This is a genomic window from Amycolatopsis tucumanensis, from assembly GCF_021654135.1.
GTDB classification, from domain to species: domain Bacteria; phylum Actinomycetota; class Actinomycetes; order Mycobacteriales; family Pseudonocardiaceae; genus Amycolatopsis_E; species Amycolatopsis_E tucumanensis.
Genome location: NZ_JAKGSD010000047.1, coordinates 33,057 through 50,600 on the forward strand (window position 1 = coordinate 33,057; position 17,544 = coordinate 50,600).

Here is a 17,544-nt window from a genome sequence, read left to right on the forward strand (position 1 = left end):
CGACCCCCTTCCGCTGAAGCTGGCACACCTACGATATGGGCGTGGTCGCACCGGCGGTAGCCGATGGCGCCTCCGGGGGCCGCTCGTCCGGCAGCCACCCGGAGGTTCCGGTACCAGCTCGGGTAGACGCGGGCGAGAGAGTCGCGCATGTGACCGGTGATCAGGTCGAGGTGGCTCTCCAGTGCGAAGTGTCCACTGTCGAGCAGGTGATCCCGGCATCCGGCAGGTCGCCGCACCAGCAGCGTTGTCCGTCGCGCTGACGTCACCTCCTCGGCCCCAGCAGGGCAGACCTCTCCCAGCTCACCCGAAATGACCAGCACGCACACGAAACTCCCTACAGATCGAGGATCAGGCGGGGCGAGCGGGCGCGGGACACGCAGATCATCATGCATGAGCCCGCCTGGCGTTCCTGATCGGTCAACACCGAGTCGCGGTGGTCGGGGGCGCCGTCGAGGACCGGTGTCTCGCAGACCCCGCAGGTGCCTTCTTCGCAGTTGTAGACGACCGGAATCCCGGCCTCCTCGGCGACCGCGATGATCGAGCGGCCCGGCGGGATCGTGAGCGTCACGCCGGACTGCGCGAATTCCACGTCGAATTCGGTCGTCGGGCCGTCGAGCGCTCCCTCCGCCGGGGAGAACCTCTCCACGTGCAGTGACCCCTTCGGCCAGGAGGCGCAGTGCGCTTCCACGGCCTTCAGCAGTGGCTCAGGGCCGCAGCAGTAGACAGCCGTGTCCGGGGCGGGCTCGGCGAGCAGGCTCGCCAAATCGAGCAGTCCGTACTCGTCCTGCGGACGCAGGGACACCCGCTCTCCCCCGGTTGCCACGAGTTCTTCGGTGAACGCCATCGATGCGGCGGTGCGCCCGCCGTAGAGCAGCGTCCAGTCCGCACCCGCGCGCCGCGCGGCCTCGATCATCGGGAGCATCGGCGTGATGCCTATGCCGCCGGCCACGAAGACGTAGCGCTTCGCCTCGATCTGCGCGAAGTTGTTGCGTGGCAGGCTCACCAGGATGGTGTCCCCCAACGTCAGTCCGTCGTGGACATACGCTGATCCACCGCGGCTGTCCGGCTCACGAAGGACCGCGACCTGGTAACGGTCGCGCTCGGTGGGTGAAGAGCACAGTGAGTACTGCCTGATCACCGGCGGTTCGCCCAGGTGCAGGTCGATGTGCGCCCCGGGCTGCCACGCCGGGAGCTCGCCACGGTCCGGCCGACCCAGCGTGAGCAGGACGACTCCGTCGGCCACGGTCTCCTTGCCGAGCACGACCGCTTCGAAGGTCTCGGGAATGGGCATGGCTTTCCTCATCTGGTGCGGCGGCGGTTCTCACCGGTCTGCCGGTAGAACTCCAGGAGTTCGGGCCGGTCGACGGCGTCCTTCTGGACCGTTCCGGTGAAGCCCCGCAGGATGTTCTTGACCGGGACTTCCAGCTTCTTGCCTGTGCGGGTGTGCGGAATCCCCGGTGCCTCGATCACCTCGTCGGGGACGTGCCGCGGTGACACCCGGTCGCGGACCGCGGCCCGCACCGCGGCGGCGAGTTCCTCGTCGAGGTGCCGTCCGCCGGAGAGAGTGACGAACATCGGCATCCAGTAGCCCCCGTCGGGTTCCTCGATGCCGACCACCAGCGCCTCACCGACCTCGGGAAGGTCCTCGGCCGCCTGGCAGATGTCGGCGCTGCCCATGCGGATGCCGTGCCGGTTGAGCGTGGCGTCCGAGCGGCCGTGCACGATCACCGATCCGCGGCCGGTCACGGTCACCCAGTCGCCATGCCGCCACACCCCGGGGAATTCCTCGAAGTAGGCGCCGCGGTAGCGGCTGCCGTCCGGGTCGTTCCAGAAGCGGAGCGGCATCGACGGCATCGGTGAGGTGACGACCAGCTCCCCCACCGCGTCGGTCAGCGGCTTCCGGTCAGCAGACCAGGCCTGAAGATCGACCCCCAGACAGCGGACGGCGATCTCCCCGGCCCGGATGGGCACCGTGAGCGCGAAGCCGGCGAACCCGCTGACCACGTCCGTCCCGCCGGTGGTGGACCCGACCAGGACCTCCCGGCCGAGTTCCTCGGCCGCCCACTGGTGCAACGGGGCGGTGAGCACGGATCCCGTGCACCCGACCACCCGCAGGGCCGGGAGATCGAAGTCCGCGGCGGGGTGCAGCCCCGCGTCGCGAGAGGCGCTCAGATAGCCGGGGCTCAGCCCGAGGTGCGTGACCCCGCCACGCTCGGCGACCTGCCAGAGCGCGCGCACGGTCGGCGCGCCGTCGAAACAGTGGACGGTCGCTCCCCGGAGCAGCCCGCCCACCCGGAGGTTCCACATCATCCAGTTCAGCGTCGTGTACCAGAAGAACTGGTCCCCTGGCCGGACTTCCAGATGCAGGCTCAGGGTCTTGAGGTGCTCGACGACAACGCCGGCGTGGCTGTGCACGATGCCCTTCGGGGGGCCGGTCGTTCCCGAGGTGAACAGCACCCACAGCGGATGCTCCGCGGGTACCGGCACCGGCTCCACGCGTTGTGCGGGCGGAGAGACGGCCTGCGCCCACGTGAGGGTGGTCCCGTCCGTCGGGTGACCGTCGCCGACGAGCACGGTCGCACGCAGAGTCGGCAATCCCTCCCGCAGCTTCCGCACGTCGGTGGTGCGGTCGATCCACTGCCCCCGATGGTGGTGGCCCGAGGCGGCGATGAGGACAGCCGGGTCCAGCTGGGCGAGGCGGGCTCGGGCGGCGTCCCCGGCCAGGTCTGTGCCGCAGCCGGCCCAGACCGCCCCCACGCTCGCCGTGGCGAGGAAGGCCACGATCGCCTCCGGGCGGTCGGGCAAGTACCCGGCCACCCGGTCGCCCGCCCTGACCCCCAGCCCGGCGAGGGTGGCGGCGAGGCCGCTCACCTGCGCCTCCAGCTCCGCCCAGGTCAGGGTCTGGCTGATCCCGGTTTCGTCGTGACCCACGACCGCCGCGCCGGTGCGCGGGGTCCGGAACACCTGGGCGGCGTAGTTGAGGCGCCCGCCAGGGAACCAGCGGGTTTCCGGCATGGGGGCACCATCGGTGACCGCGTCAGGCGGGGTGTCCCAAGCCACTTCGCAGAACTCGGCCACGGCGTTCCAGAACTCGGCCGTGTCGTCGACCGACCACCGCCACAGCTCCTCGTAGGACGCGCCGGGTGGCGGACCACCCCGCCTCCCGGCGAAGCGGGCGAACGCGGTGATCGTCGCCTCGGCGGCCGCCTGGGCTGTCGGTGTCCAGACCTCGGCGCTCACGACGACCCCGCGGTGTTCCACGGGCGCGCACGTCGCCGCTGCCCCACCCGGGCCCTCGGCACGGCCACCGGCTCGGCCCCGGCGACGATCCGGTTCGACACCGAACCGATGCCCTCGGCGACCAGCGTCACGACGTCGCCCGGCCGCAGCGGCGGGGGCTCCTCGCTGTCCGTGTGTGCCCAGTATTCGAGCAGGCAGCCGGCTCCGCAGGTCCCCGAGGCGAGCACGTCACCGGGCACCAGCTCCGCGCCGCGCGAGGCGAACGCGACCATCTCCTCGAACGACCAGGACATGTTGGCCGAGTTGTCCCCGCCCGCGGGCAGCGCGGCACCGTTGAGCTCCGCGTGCATCTCCAGCGCCAGCCTGCCGTCGCGGCGGTAGGGCGCGAGCTCGTCGGCGGTGACGATCCACGGCCCGAGGGTGTTGGCGAAGTCCTTTCCCTTCACCGGCCCCATGCCGACCGGGACCACCGGCGACATCAGGTCCCGCGCGGACCAGTCGTTGAACAGGGTGTACCCGGCTATGTGCTCGGCCGCCTGCTCCGGGCTCAAGTCCTTGCCGGGCTTACCGATGACGGCGGCCAGCTCCAGCTCGAAGTCCAGCAGCCGGCACCCCGGTGGCACCGCGACCGGGTCGTCGGGTCCCATCACCGCGTTGGTGTTGGAGAAGTAGAACAGGGGCTGGTCGTACCAGGCGGGGTGGGGCGCCGGCGCGCCGAGCAGCTTCAGGCTGCCTTCCAGGTGCTCCTCGAAGGTGAGGAAGTCCCGCAGCGTCCTGGGCTGCACGGGCGCGAGCAGCCGCACCTCGCACAGTGGGCGTGGCTCGCCCTCCGTGGCGCGCTGGACGAGCTCCGTGCGCTGTGCCGGGGTCGCGGCGAGCAGCTCGCACATGTCGGTGTCCGCGGCGAGCGGCTGCACCTGGTCGCCGTCGACGATGCCCACCCTGGTCGTTCCCTCGATCTGGATTCGCGCGATCTTCATGCCTGCTCTCCGAGTTCGAATGCGGCGATCCGGCTGAACTGCTCCAGCCGGTCCGCGCGCGGCCTGTCCGGATCGAGCTCCTCGTAGACGTTGAGCACATTGGCCGCGATCCGTCCCTGCTCGGACATCGCCGCGAACCGGCCGAGGTCCATCGACGCGACGGCCTGCTCGACGCTGAGCCCTTCCTCGAACCGCTTGGTCGCTTCGACCTCAACGAACGCGAGGTAGTCCCGGACCAGCCGGACGCCGTCCTTGTCGGTGAGCGGGCCGTGCCCGGGCACGATCGCGGTGAGGTCGAGGTCGAGGATCCGGTCGCAGGCGGCGATGCACCGCGAGACCGGTCCCGCCCACACGAGCGGGGCACCACCGACGAAGACGATGTCCCCGGTGTAGACGACCTTCGCGTCCGGCACGTGCACCAGCACATCGCCGGGCGTGTGCGCCGGACCGACCTGAACGAGCCGCACCTCGCGCCCGCCGACGTCGAGGTCGAGCTCGCCGGCGAAGGTGCGGGTGGGCGGGGTCGCGGTGATCCCGGACAGGTCGAAGCGGCCGCCGACCGAGTGGATGAACCGGCCGACGCGGTCCCGGCGGTTGTGCAGGGAGGCCATTTCGGACACCGCGCGCGGAGTCATCAGCTCCGCCGCGGCCTCCGACGCGACGATCTCCACGTCGGGCCCGGCGACCAGCTGGTTGCCGAACCAGTGGTCGCCGTCGGAGTGGGTGTTGACCAGGGTCCGGATCGGATGGCCAACGGTCAGCGGGCGGTAAGCGTCGAGCATCTCCGCGGTGTGCGGGAGGTCGTAGAGCGTGTCCACCAGGAGTGACACCCCCGCGCCGCGCACCAGCCCGGTGTTGCTCTCCCCCCAGCCGCCGTCGGGCAGCAGCCAGGCGTGGCAGCCGCCGCCCAGGTCGTGGGGTCCCTTCGAGTAGCCGCTCATCACGCCACTCCCGGGGCCGGGACCAGCCGCACCGGCAACGAGTCGAACTTGCGCATGGTCTGGCTGGGGGAGCGCACCGGCTCGCCGGTGCGCTCGAACCGAAGCACCCGGCGAGTGAGCTCGGTCAGCATCGACGTGGCCTCCAGCCGCGCCAGCGGCGAACCGAGGCACAGGTGGATCGACGTCCCGAACGACAGGTGCGTGCGGGCGTTCTCCCGGGTCACGTCCAGCCGGTCGGCGTCGGGGAACTGCCGAGGATCGCGGTTCGCCGAGGCAAGTACGGCGCACACCGCGGCACCGGCCGGGATCGTGGTTCCGCCGATCTCGGTCTCGGCGCGCGTGCGGCGGTAGAAGACGCGGAAGGGAGCCTCGAAGCGCAGCAGCTCCTCGACCGCGTTCGGGATCAGGTCGGGCCGGGCGCGCAGCAGCTCCCACTGGTCGGGGTGCTCGATGAACGCGTCGATCGCGTTGCCCAGCATCGCGCCGGTCGAGTCGATGCCCGCCAGCCAGATGGAGGCGAGGGTCATCAGCCGTTCCGAGCCGTCGGCTTCGAGCCCCCCGTTCGCGCCTCCGGACTCGGTGATCAGCCGGCCGAAGCAGTGCGCCGGCAGGCCGGGAACGCCCACCTCGGTCAGCCAGTTCAGTGCTTCGATCAGCAGCTCGGAGTGGCGCGGGCTCGCCGCCGGTTCCTGCGCGCGGACGACCGCGTCGCTCCAGTCGGCCAGCGTCTGGGCGCTCGGCGGGGTGAGCCCGGTCAGCAGTTCCATGGCCTTGTCGGGCATCGGCTGGGCCACCGCCTGGACGGCGTCGATCTCGCCGAGCGCGACGGCTTTCTCGGCGATCGACTTCGCGGCGGCCTCGATCGCGGGCCGCAGCTGCTCGATCGGGCTCTTGGTGAACGCCGGCTGGACCGCCCGGCGGATGCGGGTGTGCACCGGCGGGTCGTTCTCGATCAGCGGATACCGTTCGAGCCGGTCGCCGACCCCCTCGTAGGTGACCCCGTCGCCGGAGACGAACTCCTTGTGGTTGCGCAGCACACCTGACGCCTCGGTGTAGCCGGGCACCAGCCAGATCTCGCGCTCCGGCTCGAAGAGCACCGGTCCCAGCTCGCGCAGTTTCGCGTAGTGCGCGTACGGATCGAGCAGCGCTTCCGGGTGGTAGAGGTCGAGGTCGCTGGGCCGCATCGAGGACGTTATGTTGGACATGGTCACTCCCTTGTGACGAGTCGTTGCACTCGAGTGCAGTCGTTGTGCGAGGGATGTTTGCACTCGGGTGCAGACGATGTCAAGCATCAGGAAGGGGCGAGGGCGGCGGTGACCGCAACCGAACAGGGCGCAGCGGGCCGGCGCGCTCCGGCCACCCGTGATCTGCTCTACGAGGCCGCGGCGGCTTTGTTCGTGGAGCGTGGCTACGAGGACACCACGATGGCGGACATCGCCCAGCGGGCAGGCACCTCGCGCCGCACGGCGTTCAACCACTTCCCCAGCAAGGGCGACATCCCGATGTTGTGGACGCGGCGGATGGCGGACCGCGCCGTGGAGGTGATCACCGAGGCCACGGAGGAAGCGGTGCCGGAACGGGTCCGCGCCTACTTCCGGCTGATCAGCCGAATGGTGGAGGCGGAGCCCGAGCTGAGCAGGCAGATGATGCTCGGCTGGACCGCGGCGGGCGGCCCCATCCGCTACGAGTCACAGTTGCTGGCCGACCTGACACCTCTGCTCAGAAATGGCCAGGAACGCGGAGAAGTCGATCCTGGGGTGGACGTCGCCGAGGCGGCACGCACCCTCAGCGACGTCTACACGGGAGTGATCTTCCGCTGGGTACGGGACCCGGACACGTCCCGGACGCTGCAGACGGCGGCGGACAGCGCCATCGACCTCGTCCTGTCGGCCATCCGGGCGGGCGGCACGACGCCGAGCGCGCCGCGGTGAAGGCCGTGGAACAGATCCAGCCCGCCCTGCTCCGCAGTCCGGGCCCATAGCGACAGCGCGAGTGAGGCTGCGATCTTCAGGCTCCGCGTCGCCGCGCTCCAGCTCGTCGGCGGCACGGCACGAGCACGAGACCTGGAGAAGGCGCTCCAGCTGGCGCAGGTTGTGCCCGAGGCACGCGGAGAAGTGCCGGCCTTCTGGGAAGCCGGATACCGGCTGCGCCTGGCCGCCACCTCGCTCCAGCTCCACCAGGATCGGGCAGGCGCTGCGCTACCTCGCCGAGGCTCGCGACCTCGCGCCGGACTGGGTGCGGACGCAGCGGTTCGGCGGGGCCGTCATGGCGCGGCTCGTGAAGCGTGCGCCCCGACGCCTCGGCCCGAGCTCACCAGGCTCGCAGCGCACTTCGGAGTGGTCGCGGCCGAGCCCCTGACAGGAACGCACCGGCCCGACCGCTGGTGGACTTCGTGTCCGCTGGCAGGTCGGTCTACTCGTCGCGTGTCCCGTCGTAGGTGACACGTAACCGCACCCGGCCGTCGTCGCTGACCGTGAGGTGGATCCCGTCGCGGACCGCTGCCCCCTGGGCCAACACAGTGCCGGACGCGCCCGTCCGCCTACGCCGGCAGGCAGAAGAACAGCGTCGCGACCGTGCTAGTGGTGAGCGCTCGTACCACTACTACCGGCCGGTGGCCCGTCCTCGCCCACGGTGCCTGGTCGCGCGGGTAGGCCACCATGCCGTCCGGGCTCGACGATCACTCGCCCCGCAGGCGGCTACGCCCGCAGCTCGTCGGCGACGGCGGCGGTCAGCACGGCTCCCCGCCTTCGCCTGTGCGCGAAACCGTTGCAGCGCTTCGGTGAGCGCGTCACGGTAGGCGGCGACGTTGCCGAGCTTGATGTCCTCGTAGCCGCGGACGGCGTCCGGCAGGTTCGCGATTTCCACGGCCACGTCGTGGTTTTCCGGACACAGCGAGTGTCCCGGCTCGGCCGGCACCTCTCGGTACCCAGCGACCAACGCCCGCTCGGCGCGCCGCACCGAGGCGCGGCCGAACGGGTCGAATGGCGTGCCGCGCAGCCGCGGGGCCCGGCTCATGCGCGAGACCGGCATCCAGGGTCTCTACCGACGTCGGCGCCGTGGCTGCACCGTCCGCAACTCCGGTGACGCCCCATGCACCCGTCATGCCGGTCGGCGGGGCCGGCGGTCGGCGTTGAGGTGGCCGGTCAGCCGTTCCCAGTTGCCGGATCCTATGGCGGCCTTCTCCTCCTCGGTGAAGGGTGCGTTCTCGAGGAACGACCTGGCGATGCCGCCGCTGGTGTCCAGGTAGGGGAAGCCGCCGGGCCGGGTGCCGAAGGTGTACGGGTAGTCGGTCGAGTAGAGCATGCGGTCGGTTCCGACGACCTCGGCGGTCCAGCGCAGGTAGCGTTCGCTGACCGTACCGCTGCCGGCCACCCAGAAGTTCTGACGGAAGTAGTCGGCCAACGGCCGCTGCAACCTGGCCACCTCCCCCAGGAAGCCGACGTGGTCGAGGTAGAACAGCACGACCTCGCCCCAGTGCCCGGCGATCACTTGCAGCCCGGGGTGACGGTCGAACACCCCGGAGAAAATCATCCGCAGGTACTGCACACCCAGGTCGTAGTACCAGCCGAGCCCGGCGGTCGCCAATGCCGCCCCCACCCCGTTGGGCAGTCCCGAGTAATACGCCTCTTGGACCGCACGCACCGGCGCCTGGGGGTGGAAGTGCAAGGGGACGTGAAGCCGTTCGGCGGCTCCGTAGAGGTCGTCGAACTGCGGCGCGTCGGCCAGTGCGTCGCCGGTGCGGCCATACAGCATCGCACCGCGGAAGCCGAGTCCGGTGACCGCGCGCTCCAACTCTTCGACGGCGGCTTCGGGCGAGGACGTCGGGATGGCGGCGAATGCCTGGAACCGCGAGGGATTGGCGTCGACGATCGCGGCGAGCGCGTCGTTGGCCTCGCGCGCGACGCGCACGGCATCGGCCGGCGGGAGGTTCTGCACCCCCGGAGTGGCCAGGGACAGCACCGCGACGTCGATGCCCTGCTCGTCCATGTCGGCCAAGCGTTCATCGCCGACATCGCACAGCCTTCGCGTGACCGGGTGGTCGTCGGGGTAGACGTTCGGCTGGACTCCCGCCGCCGCCCACGCGTCGAGCAGAACGGGCAGGACCACGTGTTCCTCAAGGCCGACGATACGCAGCTTGTCGCTCATGTCAGCAACTCCTCAACTGGCGTTTCCAACGATACTCGAATCATGGTATCATCGGAAACATCAGTGGAAGCAAGTACTCGATATCATTGACACATGGTTGATGGATCGGAGGACGCACAGGTCGCGGCACGCGAGGTGTCCCGACAGCGGCTTGTCGAGGTGGCGGCGGACCTGCTCGCGCGCGAGGGACGCGAGGCGGTCACCACCAGGGCGGTCGCGGCCGCCGCCGGGGTACAGGCCCCAGCGATCTACCGCCTGTTCGGCGACAAGGACGGGCTGCTCGACGCGGTGGCCGAACACGGCTACGCCACCTTCCTCGCGGCCAAACACGCCGACGCCCGTCCGGAGGATCCCGTCGAGGACCTGCGCACGGGCTGGGACCTCGCCGTCGAGTTCGGGCTCGCCAATCCCGAGCTGTACACGCTGATGTACGGCGAACCCAGGCGCGGCACGGACTCGGCCGCCTTCCGGGCCGGCATGGAGATCCTGCTCGATCGCATCCACCGCCTCGCCAGCAGCGGCCTGCTGCGCGTCGGCGAGGAACTCGCTGCCTCTCTCATCCACGCGACCGCCCGCGGAGCAGTGCTCACCTGGCTATCGCTCCCCGGCGATCAACGCGACCCCGCCCTCCTGACCGCCCTCCGGGAAGCGATGATCACCGCCGTCACCCTCGAGGAACCCGCCGTACGCGACGCAAGCCCCGCCTCTGCCGCCCGGGCGCTGCGTGCCCTTCTGCCCGAACAGACAACGCTCAGCAGTGCGGAGCAACACCTGCTGAGTGAGTGGCTCGACCGCCTGACCGCCGACCACCACAAGGACCGCTGACCCGGCCTCCACGGCCCGCGCGTTTCCGGCGGGGAAGTCCGGCGCAGGACCACAGGACCAAGAGACACGCTTCACAGCATTCATCGCCCGCCTGCCGCGCCATGTCGCTTGTCGCCGCGCCCAGGTGCCCGATCGGTTAGTGCACCTGAACCGCCAGCTGCGTCAGGTCGAACAGCCGGTCAAGCGGCGCGGCCGGCGCGCGATGAAAGTCGACTGCCAGATGCGGTGCCGCACCGAGGAGATCGGCCCGGCTGACACGGGGTGGCCACAAGCTCGCCGATCTCACTCGCGAACAGGACGTCGGCGCTGTTCAGCTCCCGGCCTACGTCGCGAGTGAGTCGATCATGGCGTACACCTCGGCGAACGTCAGCAGACTCGGCGCCGGGGCCCCGTCCAACTCGGCCCGTGCGGCTGCTCGCTGCGCCTGCGACTCGGTGATCGCCTCAACCAGCGCCGCCGGATCAACTCCTGCCTCGATCGTTGATCGCAGCCGCCGCAGCTTCGCCTCCGCCGCCTCCGAGCGATGCCGAGCGGCATCATGCGCTCCCGTCTCGTTCTTCCCCTGAGAGGCCACCAGCGTTTCGACTGTCCGGTCCCGGTTCCAAGGCGGACGAGCCGGAACCGAACGGTTCGTGCTGACCTTCAAATCCGAGCTCGCCGACCGCATGTTGATCCTGAGCCAGCGCCATCTGGACGTCGTGCTCGCCGAGTACGTCCGGCATTTCAACCGTCGACGGCCTCATCGTTCCCGAGAGCTTCGCCCGCCTCGGCTGACCCGCCCTGTGGCGAACCTCAGCCCCAGCTGATCAGGCGACATCGGCTCCTTGGCGGCCTGATGATCGAGTACGAGCGAGCCGCGTAAAGCTGCTGGTCAGCGCTGGTAGCTGGCGTATTCCGGCCGTAACCTGTCAGACCTGTTCCAGCTCGGTCTTGACAGAGGTCGCGGCGCGGATGAAGGCGGCGACCTGGCGAGAGGTTGACTCCCGGTGCCAGGCGATCACGAGGGTGGCCGGCTCGGCGTCGAGGACAGGACGGCTGACCGTACCGGGTGGCAGACGATCACGGATCGATTCCGGGAGCACCGCGACCATCCGCCCGAGCCGGACAAGCTGCAGCAGTTGGTCGGTGTCGGTGACGAGGTGGCCGGTCACCTCGGGGCGAGACTCCGGCCATCGGGGCTGGGTTCCGCCGCGCAGGTCGGCCATCGACACCTCGGTGCGGGCGGTCAGGGGGTGGCCATCCGGAAGCACCACGACCTGGCCTTCGACGTGGAGGTCGTCGCTGTCCAGGCCGCTCAGATCGTTCTGCGGCCGGTGCAGCAGGGCGAGGTCGGCGCGGCCGTCGCGCACCATCGCGGCGCGTTCGCCGACACTGAAGACGAGATCGACCGGAACGGCGTCGGGGGTGGCAGCGTAGCGGTCCAGGATCGGCTGCAACAGGTCGGCGTCGCTGCCGGGTTTGAGCGCCAGGACCAGCCGCGGAGTGGTTTCCGCCGCCCTTCGCGCACGGCGCACCGCGGCGGCCACCGCATCCAGTGCGACACGTCCCTCGGCCAAGAACACCTCCCCGGCCGCCGTGAGCTGCACCCCGCGACTGGTGCGGTCCAGCAGAGTGAGGCCCATCCGTTGTTCGAGCAGGCGGATCGCCCGGGACAGGGGTGGCTGTGCGATGCCCAGCCGCTGGGCAGCCCGCCCGAAGTGCAGTTCCTCGGCGACCGCGATGAAGTAGCGCAGTTCCCGGGTCTGGACGTCCATACAAGGAGGGTATCGAGCGAGATCAGTCCGGTCCTGGCCTAGGGGAACGACGGGTGATTCGCTGATCGTATGAGTGATGACGCAACGATTGCCCTGGTGACGGGGGCGAACAAGGGGATCGGGCGGGCCGTCGCTGGCCAGCTCGCGAGGCTCGGGATGACGGTGGTAGTTGGTGCCCGAGACCTGGAGAAGGGCGCCGAGGCGGTGGCCGAGATCAGCGCGGCGGGTGGTATCGCGCACCCGATCGGCCTCGACGTGACGGACCAACGCGGGGTGAGCGCGGCGGCCGAGCAGATCGCCGAGCGGTTCGGCCGTCTGGACGTCCTGGTCAACAACGCCGGCATCGCCGGCGACCTCGGGACGCAGGCGCCGGGCTCCGCACACCTCGATGGGGTGCGGGCGGTGTTCGAGACGAACCTGTTCGGTGTCGTCACCGTGATCGAGGCGATGCTCCCGCTGCTGCGCCGTTCGTCCGCGGCACGGATTGTGAACGTCTCCAGCGGCACCTCGTCGATGACGTGGACGACCGATGCCACCCACTACCTGAGTCGGATGCCGGGTTCGCTGGGCTATCCGGTGTCGAAGGCGGCACTGAACATGCTCACGGTGCAGTACGCAAAAGCACTGTCACGCGAAGGGATCCTGGTGAACGCGGTCGCGCCTGGTGCGTGTGACACGGACTTCGCCAAGGGCCTGCCGTTCCAGTTGACTCGGACCGCAGCCGAGGGCGCTGCGATCGTGGTGCGGCTGGCCACGCTCGGGCGAGAGTGTCCCACAGGCGGCTTCTTCGACGACAACGGCAGGGTGCCTTGGTGAGGGGGCCGGAAGGCAGGACGACGGGTGCGCTGAGGGACAGGGCAGCGCTGGTCACCGGTGGCTCACGCGGAATCGGCGCGGCGGTCGTGCGACGGCTCGCATCGACGGGGCAGCGGTGGCCATCGACTACCGGCCCCAGGCCGACGCGGCGAACGGCTCACTGCCGAGATCAACACCGCTGGTGACAACGCGATCACCTGTCGTCTCGACCTTGAAGGTGCGTGGGCTGATGCCCTCGGCCCGACCCCGGCCATGATGTTGGCGACGGTCTTCGCCGTGACCACCTCGCCCTGGTCACGCGGTTCGGCGGTGATGCGCGGCGACCCGTAGGTGCCGTGCGAGTCCCGGTGCGCCTGGGTGATCTTCACCTCCAGGTCGGCGCGGCGTTGCAGCAGCCGCGCCATGCGCAGCACCGAGAAGCGTGTGCGCTTCGGTGAGGTGGCGCCGGCGCTCCCGGCGAACTCGTCGGGACCGGCGTATTGCCCATCAAAGCGAACCGGCGTGACGCTGTGCAGGTGCTCCCCGCAGGCTCGTCCGAAGCTCTGTTCGTATTCCAGGGTGGGAGACCAGGTGCAGGCCGAGCCGGCGGTAGGCCTCCGCTTTGTCCGCCGGGTCGGCGTTGATCAGTGTCTGTCGGACGTCGCGGGTAGCCGACTTTTTCGGCGGAGCGCGGGTCGTTGCGCAGCACCCGCGATTCCCGGCTGGCGTCCACCCTCGCTATCCGCGCGACGTCGGCTGGCGCGGCACCTCCTCGGTCGTGTCGCCTCCCGTCGAGCCGGCTACCTCACCGACAGCGCCTTCGAGAGCGTATCCACGGCCGGGACGCGTTCAGCCCGCTGCGACAAGAGCGCGGAGCCGAACAGCAGCGCGGCGATGAGGATCGACACCGCGGTGATGGCGGCGGTCGATCCGTATGTGCCGGCAGCGGTGTAGAAGAGACCGCCGACGATCGCGACCGACAAGGCGGCGCTGATCTGCAGGGTCGCGTTCACCAGGCCGCTGGCCAGTCCCGCGAACGCGCGCGGGATGTGGGTGACCGTGAGGCGGATCAGCGCGGGCAGAGCGAGCCCTTGGCCGAAGCCGATGAGCGCCAAGGGTGCGGCGGTCCACGCCGTGTGCTCGAATGCGGCGGCGAGCCCGGCGAAGGCGAGGAAGCCGATGGTCTCCAGGCACAGGCCGAGCGCGGCGATCCGGCGCCCCATCACCCGCACGAGGTACGGCACGGTCAGCGGGCCGATGAGGAAACCGATGCCCAGCGGGAGGATGTCCAGGCTCGCCTGCAACGGCGTGCGACCGACCGTCTGCTCGTGTTCGGAAAAGATGAGGAAGAACGCGGCGATCGAGTAGAACAGGGCGACCGCCACGAGCGCGATCCGCACTCCGGGCGCGGTGACCGCTCCGGGTGGCACCAGGGGCATCACACGACCACCGCGCCGGTCGCCGCCGAGCGAGGACTCGTAACGCCAAAACTTGCGCAGCAGGATGACGGCGGCGACGACCAGGACGAAGCACCACCAAGGCCAGTCCAGCGCGCGCCCCTCGACCAAGGGGATGACGATCCCGGCAAGACCTCCGAAGAGCAGGACGGCGCCGACCCAGTCGAGTCTTTCCACGCCCCGGGTGTGCCGGTCGCGCAGGAACAGGCTGCCCAGCAGAGCCAGCGCCGCGACGGGCAGGTTGATGAGGAAGATCGCTCGCCAGCCCAGCCCCCAGACATCGGCGGTGACGAGGAGGCCGCCAAGGGACTGGCCGATGACCGCGGCGAGGCCAAGGGTCGCACCGTGGAAGCCGAGGGCGATCGTCTGGTCACGGCCGTCGAGGCTCGCGCGGATGAGGGCCAGCGACTGCGGCGCCATCAGCGCGGCCGTCAGACCTTGCAGGATGCGCCCGGCGAGGAGCAGCCAGGGCGCGCCGGCCGAACCGCAGATCAGCGAGGCCAGGACGAACCCGACGATTCCGATGAGGAAAGCGCGCCGCCGCCCGTACAGATCGCCGAGCCGGCCGCCGAGGGTGAGCGTCACGGCATAGGTGGCGGCGTAACCGGCCACGATCTGCTGGCCCAGGATGTCACCGCCACCGAGGTCGTCTTGAATCGACGGGATGGCGAGGTTGACGATGAAGAAGTCCAGAGGCGGCAGCAGCGTGCCGGCCAGCAGTGTGACCACGCCTACCCAAGTCCGGGCCGGCGTTTTCGGTGTTGAACTCACTGCTTGGTCCCGCTTTCGGCAACGTTGGACGAGACACCGCGGAGCCGGGTTCCTCGGTAGATCACGAAGACGGTTTCCATGAATTCCCTTTCCGGTTCTTATCCCCGCGGCCAGGCAGGCGGGCCCACGAAATCGAGCAGCGAAAGACAGGAGATTGGGGTTGCTCCGGCGGAGCGAGGTGTCCGCGACCTTGGCCGTGCCGGAACAGGCAGGCCGACGTCGGAGTGGTGCAGCATCCAGGACAGTGCCACATTGGACGGTGGCGCGTCGTGCGCCGCGGCGATGGGGCGCGCCGGCTGCCCGGCGGTGACGGAAGTCCACGGGATGAACCCGATGTCGTGCCGAGTGCAGTAGACCAGGACGTCGGCGGAGCTTCGGTCAGCGGTTGTACCGGTTCAGGACCGTGGCGAGGTCGGTGATCAGCCGCGCCTGCTGCCGGAGGTACTCGGGGCGACCGGCCGGTCTTCGGGCTCGCCCCGGAATCCGAGCCCGGTCAGCCGCATGGCGCCGAAGCCCAGGCGACCGACCTTCTTCCCGGTGATCCCGTAGGTGCCCACGCTGTCCGCGGCACAGGCGGTCATGATCGGGTGTCACCGTTCTCCAGGACCTCGTCCTGGTCGGCGTTGTCGGCGGTGGCTGCCTGCTCGGCCAGACGGCGCAGGAGGACCAGCCCGTCGTGGCTCGCGCTACCGGGTTCGGCGCTGTAAACGGACAGGTGCTGCCCGGGCGCGCTGGCGACGGCCAGCGTCTCGAAGTGCAGCCTCAGCTCCCCCACCTGTGGATGCAGGAAATGCTTCACCTCGCGGGTCCGCGGACGCACTTCGTAGCGGGCCCACAGGTTCGCGAACGCCGGGCTGCGCAAGGTCAGTTCGCCGACGACCCGCTCGATGTGCTCGTCCGCGGGGAACTGCGACGACGATGCCCGCAGGTTGCTCACCGCCAGCCGCGACGCCGCGTCCCAGTCGCCGTAAAAGGACCTCGCGTACGGGTCGAGGAAGATCATGCGCAGCAAGTTGTCGTACCGGGCGAACCCGCGGTAGAGCTCCCTGGCCATGGCGTTGGCGGCGAGGATGTCCTGCGCCGCGCCGACCAGGAAAGCGGGCACGTCCGGCATGCCGTCCATCAGCCGGACGAGTTCCGGAGCGACCGTCAGCGAGGTGACTGAACTCGCCCCGAACACCGGAAGGGCGAGCCGGAACAGGTGCGCCGCGGCGGCGTCATCCAGTCGCAGCGCGCTGGCGATCGACCGCAGCACCTGGTCGGACGGATGCCGTTCCCGGCCCTGCTCGAGCCGGATGTAGTAGTCCGTGCTCACGCCGGCGAGCAACGCCACTTCGTCGCGCCGGAGCCCCGGGACCCGCCGCGGGCCGTCGTCGGGCAGACCGACCTCCTGCGCCCGGAGGAGCGCCCGTCGAGCACGCAGGTAGTCACCGAGCTTGTTCTCACTGTCCACGCCGCCGACAGTAATGTCGGCCGGCTCCCGGAGCGTGGGTGCAGCACACCCATGCAGGCCTGGCCGGCGCTCCGGCATCGCGGCGGTCAATCCTGCTGCTCCGTCGGCCGGACCAGGACATCGTTAACGGCGACGCGGCGAGGCCTGGTCACGATGAAGCCGACCGTCAACACGGGATTTCGCCGGAGCTGGGCCGGACGCGAGCGTCCCGGGACGATCGCCGACTACGACGCTCTCGCCGCCCGGCTCGACCGCATCGGGCGCGATGCTCGGCGGCCGACCGAGCCGGAGGAAGTGGCGGCCGCGATCGTCGCGCTGGTCGGCCTGCCGCAACCGCCCTTGCGGCTCACCGTCGGCAGCGACGCCTCGGCCGGAATCCGCGCCGCCCGGATCCGCCAGCTGGCCGACTTGGAGACCCGATGGATCGCCTGACCGGCAAGACCGCGTTGATCACCGGCGGCAGCGAGGGAATCGGCCTCGCCATCGCCACCGCGTTCGCGCGGGAAGGAGCGAACCTCGTGCTTCTCGCGCGCGACAGCCGCAAGCTCGACGCCGTGACGTTGCCGAACACGCGCACCGTCGCCGTCGACCTCAACGACGAGGACGCACTCGTCGCCGCTGCCGGATCCCTGGACGTCGACGTGCTCGTGAACAACGCCGGTGTCTCGCACATGCCGCCGCTGTCCGAACTCACCAAGCCCCAGTTCGACGCGATGGTGCACCTGAACCTGCGCGTACCGGTGCTGCTGACCCAGTTGCTGCGCGAGCGGCTGAGCGTGATCGTGAACATCTCCAGTTACTGGGCGGACAAAATGGTCGCCGGGCGCCCCTCTTCGGTCTATTCGGCCACCCGCGGCGCGCTCAACTCGCTCACCAAGGCGCTGGCCAACGAACTCGGTCCGCGCGTCCGGGTCAACGCCATCGCACCCGGCTCGATCCGCACGCCGACGTTCGAACGCGCCTACCTCGCGCGGATGACCCCGGACCAGCGCGCGGATTACGAGCACTACGTCCACGACGCGTATCCGGCCCAGCGGATCGGCGAACCCGAGGACGTGGCCGAAGCCGCCGTTTACCTCGCCTCGGACGACGCCCGGTGGGTGACCGGCACAGTGCTGCACGTCGACGGTGGATTGACGATCAGATAGCACCCACGCGGCGACACCGTCCGGAGTGGACCGG

19 protein-coding genes are annotated in these 17,544 nt (G+C 70.0%); 6 read left to right on the forward strand and 13 right to left on the reverse strand.

Annotated elements, in window-relative coordinates; all coding sequences use genetic code 11:
- Positions 1 to 334 precede the first annotated feature (334 nt).
- From L2C96_RS33555 to L2C96_RS33575, 5 genes are read right to left on the reverse strand one after another with little or no spacing between them, the layout of a single operon-like run.
- Positions 335 to 1,291 (reverse strand): PDR/VanB family oxidoreductase, encoded by a 957-nt coding sequence (locus tag L2C96_RS33555; protein ID WP_237339049.1) that lies wholly within the window; start codon positions 1,289 to 1,291, stop codon positions 335 to 337.
- Positions 1,292 to 1,299: 8 nt separating this feature from the next.
- The gene (locus tag L2C96_RS33560) at positions 1,300 to 3,261 is read right to left on the reverse strand and encodes an acetoacetate--CoA ligase (RefSeq protein WP_237339050.1); all 1,962 of its coding nucleotides are present in this window, start codon (positions 3,259 to 3,261) and stop codon (positions 1,300 to 1,302) included.
- The gene (locus L2C96_RS33565) at positions 3,237 to 4,220 is read right to left on the reverse strand and encodes a fumarylacetoacetate hydrolase family protein (RefSeq protein WP_020419031.1); all 984 of its coding nucleotides are present in this window, start codon (positions 4,218 to 4,220) and stop codon (positions 3,237 to 3,239) included. Before L2C96_RS33565 ends, L2C96_RS33560 begins: the two co-directional genes overlap by 25 nt.
- Positions 4,217 to 5,161: an MBL fold metallo-hydrolase gene (locus L2C96_RS33570; RefSeq protein ID WP_237339051.1), complete on the reverse strand. Its 945-nt coding sequence runs from the start codon at positions 5,159 to 5,161 to the stop codon at positions 4,217 to 4,219. The genes L2C96_RS33565 and L2C96_RS33570 overlap by 4 nt, the downstream gene beginning before the upstream one ends.
- Positions 5,161 to 6,366, reverse strand: a complete 1,206-nt coding sequence (locus L2C96_RS33575; protein WP_237339052.1) for a cytochrome P450 — start codon at positions 6,364 to 6,366, stop codon at positions 5,161 to 5,163. The genes L2C96_RS33570 and L2C96_RS33575 overlap by 1 nt, the downstream gene beginning before the upstream one ends.
- A gap of 108 nt (positions 6,367 to 6,474) precedes the next feature.
- Between L2C96_RS33575 and L2C96_RS33580 the strand changes: the two genes are divergently transcribed.
- Positions 6,475 to 7,092, forward strand: coding sequence for a TetR/AcrR family transcriptional regulator (locus L2C96_RS33580; RefSeq protein WP_237339053.1), 618 nt, complete (start codon positions 6,475 to 6,477; stop codon positions 7,090 to 7,092).
- 670 nt (positions 7,093 to 7,762) lie between these two features.
- On the opposite strand, the gene L2C96_RS33585 is transcribed toward L2C96_RS33580, so the two are convergent.
- The gene (locus L2C96_RS33585) at positions 7,763 to 8,191 is read right to left on the reverse strand and encodes a DUF6537 domain-containing protein (RefSeq protein WP_237339054.1); all 429 of its coding nucleotides are present in this window, start codon (positions 8,189 to 8,191) and stop codon (positions 7,763 to 7,765) included.
- Positions 8,192 to 8,260: 69 nt separating this feature from the next.
- Positions 8,261 to 9,307 carry an amidohydrolase family protein gene (locus tag L2C96_RS33590; RefSeq protein WP_237339055.1) on the reverse strand — a complete coding sequence of 349 codons (1,047 nt, stop codon included), beginning with the start codon at positions 9,305 to 9,307 and terminating at the stop codon, positions 8,261 to 8,263.
- 93 nt (positions 9,308 to 9,400) lie between these two features.
- Here L2C96_RS33590 and L2C96_RS33595 point away from each other — a divergent pair, with 93 nt between their 5' ends.
- A complete protein-coding gene (locus L2C96_RS33595; RefSeq protein ID WP_237339056.1) occupies positions 9,401 to 10,132 on the forward strand; it encodes a TetR/AcrR family transcriptional regulator in 732 nt (243 codons plus the stop codon).
- Positions 10,133 to 10,454: 322 nt separating this feature from the next.
- On the opposite strand, the gene L2C96_RS33600 is transcribed toward L2C96_RS33595, so the two are convergent.
- Positions 10,455 to 10,799 (reverse strand): hypothetical protein, encoded by a 345-nt coding sequence (locus L2C96_RS33600; RefSeq protein ID WP_237339083.1) that lies wholly within the window; start codon positions 10,797 to 10,799, stop codon positions 10,455 to 10,457.
- On the opposite strand from L2C96_RS33600, the gene L2C96_RS33605 reads away from it, so the two are divergent.
- Positions 10,798 to 10,938 carry an integrase core domain-containing protein gene (locus L2C96_RS33605; protein WP_237339081.1) on the forward strand — a complete coding sequence of 47 codons (141 nt, stop codon included), beginning with the start codon at positions 10,798 to 10,800 and terminating at the stop codon, positions 10,936 to 10,938. The genes L2C96_RS33600 and L2C96_RS33605 overlap by 2 nt on opposite strands.
- A 102-nt stretch (positions 10,939 to 11,040) precedes the next feature.
- On the opposite strand, the gene L2C96_RS33610 is transcribed toward L2C96_RS33605, so the two are convergent.
- Positions 11,041 to 11,886, reverse strand: coding sequence for a LysR family transcriptional regulator (locus L2C96_RS33610; RefSeq protein ID WP_237339057.1), 846 nt, complete (start codon positions 11,884 to 11,886; stop codon positions 11,041 to 11,043).
- Positions 11,887 to 11,955: 69 nt separating this feature from the next.
- Here L2C96_RS33610 and L2C96_RS33615 point away from each other — a divergent pair, with 69 nt between their 5' ends.
- On the forward strand, positions 11,956 to 12,702 hold the full coding sequence (locus L2C96_RS33615) for an SDR family oxidoreductase (protein WP_237339058.1): 747 nt from the start codon (positions 11,956 to 11,958) through the stop codon (positions 12,700 to 12,702).
- A gap of 62 nt (positions 12,703 to 12,764) precedes the next feature.
- On the opposite strand, the gene L2C96_RS45255 is transcribed toward L2C96_RS33615, so the two are convergent.
- The 4 genes from L2C96_RS45255 to L2C96_RS33640 form a co-directional block, all read right to left on the reverse strand.
- Positions 12,765 to 13,106 carry an IS3 family transposase gene (locus tag L2C96_RS45255; protein ID WP_308191203.1) on the reverse strand — a complete coding sequence of 114 codons (342 nt, stop codon included), beginning with the start codon at positions 13,104 to 13,106 and terminating at the stop codon, positions 12,765 to 12,767.
- Positions 13,107 to 13,481: 375 nt separating this feature from the next.
- Positions 13,482 to 14,867 (reverse strand): MFS transporter, encoded by a 1,386-nt coding sequence (locus L2C96_RS33630; protein WP_237339059.1) that lies wholly within the window; start codon positions 14,865 to 14,867, stop codon positions 13,482 to 13,484.
- Between the two features lie 461 nt (positions 14,868 to 15,328).
- Entirely contained in the window at positions 15,329 to 15,490 is a 162-nt protein-coding gene (locus L2C96_RS33635) for a hypothetical protein (protein WP_237339060.1), read from the reverse strand.
- On the reverse strand, positions 15,487 to 16,362 hold the full coding sequence (locus tag L2C96_RS33640) for a helix-turn-helix domain-containing protein (protein ID WP_237339061.1): 876 nt from the start codon (positions 16,360 to 16,362) through the stop codon (positions 15,487 to 15,489). The genes L2C96_RS33635 and L2C96_RS33640 overlap by 4 nt, the downstream gene beginning before the upstream one ends.
- 153 nt (positions 16,363 to 16,515) lie before the next feature.
- Here L2C96_RS33640 and L2C96_RS33645 point away from each other — a divergent pair, with 153 nt between their 5' ends.
- Together L2C96_RS33645 and L2C96_RS33650 are read left to right on the forward strand one after the other, a co-directional pair.
- On the forward strand, positions 16,516 to 16,794 hold the full coding sequence (locus L2C96_RS33645) for a Rossmann-fold NAD(P)-binding domain-containing protein (protein WP_237339062.1): 279 nt from the start codon (positions 16,516 to 16,518) through the stop codon (positions 16,792 to 16,794).
- The gene (locus L2C96_RS33650; RefSeq protein WP_237339063.1) at positions 16,782 to 17,510 is read left to right on the forward strand and encodes an SDR family NAD(P)-dependent oxidoreductase; all 729 of its coding nucleotides are present in this window, start codon (positions 16,782 to 16,784) and stop codon (positions 17,508 to 17,510) included. Before L2C96_RS33645 ends, L2C96_RS33650 begins: the two co-directional genes overlap by 13 nt.
- The last annotated feature ends 34 nt before the right edge of the window (positions 17,511 to 17,544 follow it).

Bases quoted from the DNA above. Each gene is read 5' to 3' on its own strand.
- L2C96_RS33555 (WP_237339049.1), bottom strand. From the start codon at position 1,291: ATGCCCATTCCCGAGACCTTCGAAGCGGTCGTGCTCGGCAAGGAGACC.
- L2C96_RS33565 (WP_020419031.1), bottom strand. From the start codon at position 4,220: ATGAAGATCGCGCGAATCCAGATCGAGGGAACGACCAGGGTGGGCATC.
- L2C96_RS33570 (WP_237339051.1), bottom strand. From the start codon at position 5,161: ATGAGCGGCTACTCGAAGGGACCCCACGACCTGGGCGGCGGCTGCCAC.
- L2C96_RS33575 (WP_237339052.1), bottom strand. From the start codon at position 6,366: ATGTCCAACATAACGTCCTCGATGCGGCCCAGCGACCTCGACCTCTAC.
- L2C96_RS33585 (WP_237339054.1), bottom strand. From the start codon at position 8,191: ATGCCGGTCTCGCGCATGAGCCGGGCCCCGCGGCTGCGCGGCACGCCA.
- L2C96_RS33590 (WP_237339055.1), bottom strand. From the start codon at position 9,307: ATGAGCGACAAGCTGCGTATCGTCGGCCTTGAGGAACACGTGGTCCTG.
- L2C96_RS33595 (WP_237339056.1), top strand. From the start codon at position 9,401: ATGGTTGATGGATCGGAGGACGCACAGGTCGCGGCACGCGAGGTGTCC.
- L2C96_RS33605 (WP_237339081.1), top strand. From the start codon at position 10,798: ATGTTGATCCTGAGCCAGCGCCATCTGGACGTCGTGCTCGCCGAGTAC.
- L2C96_RS33600 (WP_237339083.1), bottom strand. From the start codon at position 10,799: ATGCGGTCGGCGAGCTCGGATTTGAAGGTCAGCACGAACCGTTCGGTT.
- L2C96_RS33610 (WP_237339057.1), bottom strand. From the start codon at position 11,886: ATGGACGTCCAGACCCGGGAACTGCGCTACTTCATCGCGGTCGCCGAG.
- L2C96_RS33615 (WP_237339058.1), top strand. From the start codon at position 11,956: ATGAGTGATGACGCAACGATTGCCCTGGTGACGGGGGCGAACAAGGGG.
- L2C96_RS45255 (WP_308191203.1), bottom strand. From the start codon at position 13,106: ATGGCGCGGCTGCTGCAACGCCGCGCCGACCTGGAGGTGAAGATCACC.
- L2C96_RS33635 (WP_237339060.1), bottom strand. From the start codon at position 15,490: ATGACCGCCTGTGCCGCGGACAGCGTGGGCACCTACGGGATCACCGGG.
- L2C96_RS33645 (WP_237339062.1), top strand. From the start codon at position 16,516: ATGAAGCCGACCGTCAACACGGGATTTCGCCGGAGCTGGGCCGGACGC.
- L2C96_RS33650 (WP_237339063.1), top strand. From the start codon at position 16,782: ATGGATCGCCTGACCGGCAAGACCGCGTTGATCACCGGCGGCAGCGAG.